Origin of the sequence: Nostoc sp., from assembly GCF_036917195.1 — a bacterium.
Lineage (GTDB): Bacteria > Cyanobacteriota > Cyanobacteriia > Cyanobacteriales > Nostocaceae > Nostoc.
Genome location: NZ_JBALDG010000050.1, coordinates 124,070 through 130,943, shown reverse-complemented (window position 1 = coordinate 130,943; position 6,874 = coordinate 124,070). Strand labels below are relative to the sequence as shown.

The following is a 6,874-nucleotide window of genomic DNA, read 5'->3' as shown; positions in this document are numbered from 1 at the left end:
TCGATAACTTTTTTGTTTGCTCGTATCGCATAGGTCAATTAATTTAAGCGACAAAATCCTTAATCATACCAGAAAATAATTTTGCAAGAGGTCTATTCATTAGATTTTTACCTCCAGCTTTGATATCGATCATAGTTCTCAAAGCTGAAGAATTCTCACAATCAATAAATGCAAGCTACATGCTGAAGCCTGAGTATTCTCCAATGCAGAAAACTGAGCAATTTAACCTGCTTGATTGAAATTTCATAAAAGGATATCTAAGTTTTCCCAGCTTAGATATCCTATAGCAACATAACCTACATTAAATAGATTGTTAACTCTAGTCCAATTATAATTCTAATTTTTGTTTTTAAACTAAGTAAGTAAGCGTAAACAATTAAAGGTTTGTAGTAATGGCTGAAACCCTTGCTAGTAGCCAATTTAATAATTTTACATTGTGTAACACAGTTTGATTTATTCTTGTCCACTTACTTCTTTGGGTAGTTGATCAATTCATCCTTAAGTATGATGAAAAAGTATATGATAATTTCACTAAAATTTTGAAAGCATATGCGTAAATCATAGATAATTTGTAGTGGCGCATATATGAGCGCTTATACTTTATTCAGCAGGTGCGTTACACAGCATTAACGCACCCTAATTTCTAGTTTCTAGGAGAAGCTAGCAACGCTAGACTTTTCTAAACTCGCTACTAATTTTACACCAAATTCTTCCTCAAACACTCCTTTTTTATATTCTAAACTCCAGAGTTCTAAGGCGCAGTCATCATTAGGTTGAGAGGGGAATATTAGTAAATTACACTTCCTCAATTGTGGATAATACTCACATTGCACTTGAGCGAGCGCACCAATTTGTCGTCTATCTAATGCCACTGCCAATCTCAGAATCGCACTCAATTGACTGACCATTTGTCGCTGCTGTTTAGTCAGCAAGCTCTGGTAATTTTCATGTTTTTTCTTGGGCGGTGATTTGCGATGATAACGCGCTAAGTTGGCAACGATTTCAATCTCAGTTTCTGTATAACCGAGTAACTCACCATTGCGAATTAGATAGTAAGAGTGCTTGTGGTGAGACGAATGGCTGACATAATGACCGCAATTGTGTAAGATTGCAGCTGCCCACAGCAGTTGTCGCTCATCAGATCCCCAGTGGTGTAGTGTACCTTGAGTTTGGTCAAATAAACTCTGGGTAAATGCTGCCACGCGATCGCTGTATTCTAAATTGACGTGGTATTTATTAGCGAGTTTTAGTACATTGCGTTCCCGAACTGAACTTTGGTAGCGTAGCTTATCTTCAATTAAACCGTGGGCTAACATCCAGTCTACAATTACGCCTTCCCTCAGAGAACGCTCACAGACTGTAACCGATTCACTACCCAAAAAGGTCATCACTTCCTGTAATATCACCGCGCCAGCGAGTATAACTTCAGCCCGCTTATCTGGCATACCGGGAATCGCAGCTTTTTCTGAGTTACTCAGTTTCCGCAAGCGATTTACCCACTCTCGCAAGTCTTTAAAACTGAACTGGTAGCCATTTAAAGTGGAAGGAATAACACCTGACTTTTCTCTTGCATGAATCATCGCCAGGGTTTCAATTGTGCCAGATGTACCCACCAAACGCGCAGATTCCCCAAGCTGGAGATTTGCTAGCACCTCATCCACGGAACGTTCCAACATCCCACGTGCATAGGCTTGCAGATGGTGAAACTCAGTGTTGCTGATGGGATCAGTGGTGATTAACTCGCTAGTGAGTCGCACTGCACCGACTTTGGTACTGGTGAGAGTGCGCGGTTCGTGACTGTCGCCCAAAATTAACTCTGTGGAACCACCGCCAATATCAACAATCATCTGGGGCTGGTTGTGAAATTCCATGCCCGACAGCACGCCAAGGTAGATTCGTCGCGCTTCTTCTTGACCAGAAATCAAGTCAACACTTAAACCCAACTCTGTTTCTATTCTGTGCAAAAAATCTTTACCATTAGGGGCTTCCCGCACAGCACTAGTTGCCACGGCAATGATTGTTTCAGCGTTGATAGTTTTGGCAACTTCTTGGAAGCGTCCTAAAGCAGCGATCGCCTTTTTAATTATCTCTGGTTTGAGTTCCCCAGTGGTAAGATTGCGATCCCCAAGTCTTACAGTTTCTTTTTCTCTAGCAATAATGCTGAAGGCTGGTAGTGTGGGATCAATTTTGACTACTACCATGTGTAGAGAATTTGTTCCCAAGTCAATGGCAGCAATAATCCGATCTTGCTTAGGTGGTTGAGTTGGAATACTCTCCCAGCTAGCCGAAACTAAATTCAGCATCTAGTTTTCTCTCTTTATAAGAAATGATGGCAAACGGTGATATGTTGGGGTAGCTGGCACTGATATTTGTTGCAACACACTTGCTCAAACTGAGTGCTGTTAGCGGATAGCTAGGGTTTAGCCCGTACTCAGTAAGTTAAAAAATACTCAGCACTCTTCATCTTTGGTCGAGGGGAATTAAGCTAAGTATATTCACCTTACTGTTTCTAACCATAGTGACTATTTAAAGATATTTTAAGTTGCCACTTGGGGTTATGTTTTTACAAATAACAAATAACGTTATTCTTTAGATGTAAAGAGATGTAAAGATATGTAAATTAAATAATAGAAAATCGGAATAGCCTGTTACCTGCTGGATTGATGCTGTATTATTGGCATAATTCGGCGAATAGAGGCATGTTTTTATAAATATCAAATAACGTTATTCTATAGATGAGATGTAAAGATGTGTGAATTCATCTATCTAAAGTTATTTGTTGATTTCTATGTTAACGACGCCAGAACGCCCCCAGCAACCAGTTTGGCTTGTAATTATCCGGCTTTTGCGCTGGCATAAACCAGAAGGACGCTTAATTTTAATGATTCCTGCCCTTTGGGCTGTGTTTTTGGCAGCTTCTGGGAAACCGCCTTTGCCTCTGGTTGGTGTGATTATATTGGGTACTCTCGCCACGAGTGCGGCTGGGTGCGTTGTCAATGATTTATGGGATCGGGATATTGATCCACATGTGGAGAGAACACGCGATCGGCCCCTGGCTTCTCGCGCTCTGTCTGTGAAAGTTGGGATTGTAGTCGCGATCGTATCGTTAGCATGTGCAGCTATCCTGGCCTTTTATCTTAACCCCCTGAGTTTTTGGTTATGTGTGGCAGCAGTGCCTGTAATTCTGCTGTATCCAGGCGCAAAGCGGGTGTTTCCTGTGCCGCAACTGGTGCTTTCCATCGCTTGGGGTTTTGGGGTATTGATTAGCTGGAGTGCAGTGACACAAACCATCTCCCAACCAACTTGGTTACTTTGGGGCGCGACTGTACTGTGGACATTGGGATTTGATACACTTTACGCCATGAGCGACAAGGAAGACGATCGCCGCATTGGTGTTAATTCTAGCGCTCTATTTTTTGGGAATTATGCCCCTGTAGCTATTGGAATTTTCTTTGCTGGCACAATCTTGTTATTGACTTGGTTAGGTGTACTCAGACATCTACACTTCGCCTTCTGGATTAGCCTTGCAGTTGCTACTATCGGATGGATTTGGCAGTCTCTACGATTAAGACAGCGAGACTTACCTAATCCTGTTTATGGTAAAATGTTCCGGCAAAACGTGTGGATTGGTTTTATTTTACTTGCTGGGATGATTGCTGGATCTTTTTAACAAGTAAAAAGTAATGTATAGAATCCCCTGGAAGAAGTATTTATGGGTATATTCTTTGATTTGTTTAGTCCCTTGTTTAAGTATGTGCGTACTTGGACAGCAATAGGTCTGCTATGTTTAGTTGTTGTCACCTGGTCAATTACTGCACAAGCTGCTAGCCGTATTGATCCGCAACTGGAACAGCAAGTATTACAAATTCTCCGCGAACATCCAGAGGCAATTATCGAATCTGTTCAAGCCTATCAGCAGCAACAACAACAGAAAACAAAGCAAGCACAGCAAGCATTTTTACAGGATTTAAAGACGAATCCTCAAACAGTGATTGGTGAGTCTCCCACCATAGGTTCAACTCAATCAAAAACTGTGCTAATAGAATTTTCAGATTTTCAATGTCCCTATTGTGCTGAGGCGCATAAAACATTGAAACAATTGTTAGTAAAGTATCCAGATCAAGTAAGATTAGTTTACAAGAATTTACCGCTGACTTCAATTCATACTGAAGCATTGCCAGCTGCGACAGCAGCTTGGGCAGCATATCAGCAGGGCAAATTTTGGGAATATCATGATGCGCTATTTACTAATCAAAAGCAACTAGGTGAGGCATTATATTTAGATATTGCTAAAAAACTGAAGCTAGATTTGGGTAAATTTAAACGCGATCTGACTCTTGCTACTCCCGCGATTACAAAAGATATCCAATTAGCAGAGAAATTGGCTGTTTCTGGCACACCTTTCTTTGTAATTAATAGTTTAACTGTTTCAGGAGTGGTGCAGCTAGCAGATATCGAAAGTATATTGACTGGTGCTAAGTAAGTGGGCGTGAATAATTAAAGGTTTGTAGTAAGGACTTTAGTCCTTAAAATAGGGATGGAGCCGCTTACTAAGAGACAATTTAATTAAGTTTACTACGTTGGCGATCGCCTCTGGATCACGCCCGATAAAATGGCGTTGTGGATTGGTGATGACGTGGCTACAGTCTTGAAGTATTACTGCTACCCAGAAATAATTTCGGTTGAGTGCCCAGATTTTTGATTTATGCTACTCAAATGCTACTCAATCACTCTTAAAAATGCTGGGAAAAGCCGTCTATGATTATTATCGTAATGGGTGTATCCGGTTCTGGCAAAACCACTATAGGAAAACTGCTAGCAGACTCGTTAGACTGGGAGTTTAGCGACGCTGATGCTTTCCACTCGCCAGAGAATGTTGAGAAAATGCGGCGCGGTATCCCTCTAAGTGAAGCTGACAGGACGCCTTGGTTGCAAGATTTGCAAACAGCCATAAAACATTGGCTGGAAGAAAATAAAAATGTAGTGCTGGCGTGTTCGGCTTTAAAAGCCAGCTATCGGCAATTTCTGGTATTCGATAGCGAACGCATCAAGCTAGTTTACCTCAAAGGGTCTTATGAGTTGATTCAAATGCGGTTGCAAGAGCGTCACAATCACTACATGACCGAAAAACTCCTCAACAGCCAGTTTATAACTCTTGAAGAACCATTAGACACTATATCTATGGATGTTGCACAGCCACCCCAGGTAATTGTCCAAAACATTAGAACGGCTTTGGGAATTTAGCTTATTGGTTACAACTGCATGATAAAAAACTTAACATGCATTTTTTGCACACCTGTGCAAAAATAATCTTGTTTGCACACGTGTGCAAACAATGGAGCGTGAAAGTACCATTTAACAAATCAATATCGACAACTCAAAAGATATGTCTCAAACTCTAAGTAATGCCATCGACCAAGCTCAAAATAATCCTTTACACTCGCTAGAAGAATGGGAAGAAGACTTACTTAATCGCTATCCCGATCTGGACAGCATAGTTAAAGAAGGTAAAACAACCGAAGAGTACAGGAATTACGAAGCGCCTACTAGAGACACTGTGAAAGAGTTCTATCGGTTAAATCATATCAATCAAACCTATAATTTTGTATTAGAGAAAAAAGAACACTTTCTGAAGTTGGATAAGAAAGAAATGTCTGTCTGGGATGCATTGGAATTTTTAAATCAATTGGTTGATGATTCAGATCCTGATACAGACTTAGATCAGTTACAGCACCTATTACAAACATCAGAAGCCATTCGCGCCGATGGTCACCCAGACTGGATGGTACTTACTGGCTTGTTTCACGATATGGGGAAGGTACTTTGTTTATTTGGTGAACCCCAATGGGCCACAGTAGGCGATACCTTTCCTGTGGGTTGTGCATTTTCTGATAAAATTGTTTTCTCGGAATTTTTCAAAGAAAACCCTGATTACAATAACCCTATATATAATACTACATATGGTGTTTACGAGCCGAATTGTGGCTTGAGTAATGTACATATGTCATGGGGACATGATGAGTATGTATATTACATGATGAAAAACTATTTGCCCGAATCTGCATTGTACATCCTCCGCTATCACTCATTTTATCCTCAACATCGCGAAAATGCTTACGAACATTTGATGGATAAACATGATAAAGAAATGTTTAAATGGGTGAAGTTATTTAATCCCTACGATTTGTATTCAAAGAACCCTAATCCTCCTAATTGGCAAAATTTAAAGCCTTTCTATGAAGATTTAGTGGCTAAATATTTCCCCTCAACATTAAAATTATAAATTTTTGCTAATAGCAAAGGCAAATAATTTAAAAAATACCCTACAGATATTATAACTGATTGGGGTTGTGGAGATTGTGATTATTTTTCCCTAATACTGATTACGTCCGTTCTTTCACATCTTGACAACAGCAGTAATGGGTTGCAAATGACATGTTTGATGTTCATTCTTTCTCTATCCAAAGAATTATTCTATTCGAGATATAACAAGACTAACTTTGGCTACTTAGTATAACAACTAAGTGCATTTGACAAGCATATTTGAGTTTACTCTGAAAATCAGGCAACAGGATTTATGAAAATGGGAATTGGCTATATATTTCTACCCCTAAAAGATAGATTTAAAAGTAAACATTTACCTTCTACGGAATTAAATTTTTCCATTCAAGTTTAGTGAAATATGTTAAGTTTTTTAAACTATACTTAAGCTCAAAACTACTTTTTTTTCGTAAATTCTCTAGTACAAAAAGCTTAAACTATATAGAGATGGAACAGTTTTATTAACTTTGTAAAGTTCCATAAACGGCGCTCATATGTTGGAATAATGCAGGTTAAACTAAAATTAATGTAAAACCAAATATAAATTCGCAAC

The 6,874-nt window shown here is 39.5% G+C and carries 5 protein-coding genes; 4 read left to right on the top strand and 1 reads right to left on the bottom strand.

From position 1 onward, the window contains the following. Positions 1-650 precede the first annotated feature (650 nt). A complete protein-coding gene (locus tag V7K40_RS15910) occupies positions 651-2,303 on the bottom strand; it encodes a Ppx/GppA phosphatase family protein (RefSeq protein WP_334961197.1) in 1,653 nt (550 codons plus the stop codon). 485 nt (positions 2,304-2,788) lie between these two features. Between V7K40_RS15910 and V7K40_RS15905 the strand changes: the two genes are divergently transcribed. The 4 genes from V7K40_RS15905 to V7K40_RS15890 all read left to right on the top strand — a co-directional run bounded on the left by V7K40_RS15905 (position 2,789) and on the right by V7K40_RS15890 (position 6,283). Next, a complete protein-coding gene (locus tag V7K40_RS15905) occupies positions 2,789-3,670 on the top strand; it encodes a 4-hydroxybenzoate solanesyltransferase (protein WP_334961195.1) in 882 nt (293 codons plus the stop codon). A 42-nt stretch (positions 3,671-3,712) separates the two neighbouring features. Then, entirely contained in the window at positions 3,713-4,483 is a 771-nt protein-coding gene (locus V7K40_RS15900) for a thioredoxin domain-containing protein (RefSeq protein ID WP_334961193.1), read from the top strand. 275 nt (positions 4,484-4,758) lie between these two features. Next, positions 4,759-5,244 (top strand): gluconokinase, encoded by a 486-nt coding sequence (locus V7K40_RS15895; protein ID WP_334961191.1) that lies wholly within the window; start codon positions 4,759-4,761, stop codon positions 5,242-5,244. A gap of 142 nt (positions 5,245-5,386) precedes the next feature. After that, on the top strand, positions 5,387-6,283 hold the full coding sequence (locus tag V7K40_RS15890) for an inositol oxygenase family protein (RefSeq protein ID WP_334961188.1): 897 nt from the start codon (positions 5,387-5,389) through the stop codon (positions 6,281-6,283). The last annotated feature ends 591 nt before the right edge of the window (positions 6,284-6,874 follow it).

Excerpts from the sequence above, each read along its gene's own strand:
- V7K40_RS15910 (WP_334961197.1), bottom strand. The coding sequence starts at position 2,303 with ATGCTGAATTTAGTTTCGGCTAGCTGGGAGAGTATTCCAACTCAACCA.
- V7K40_RS15905 (WP_334961195.1), top strand. The coding sequence starts at position 2,789 with ATGTTAACGACGCCAGAACGCCCCCAGCAACCAGTTTGGCTTGTAATT.
- V7K40_RS15900 (WP_334961193.1), top strand. The coding sequence starts at position 3,713 with ATGGGTATATTCTTTGATTTGTTTAGTCCCTTGTTTAAGTATGTGCGT.
- V7K40_RS15895 (WP_334961191.1), top strand. The coding sequence starts at position 4,759 with ATGATTATTATCGTAATGGGTGTATCCGGTTCTGGCAAAACCACTATA.
- V7K40_RS15890 (WP_334961188.1), top strand. The coding sequence starts at position 5,387 with ATGTCTCAAACTCTAAGTAATGCCATCGACCAAGCTCAAAATAATCCT.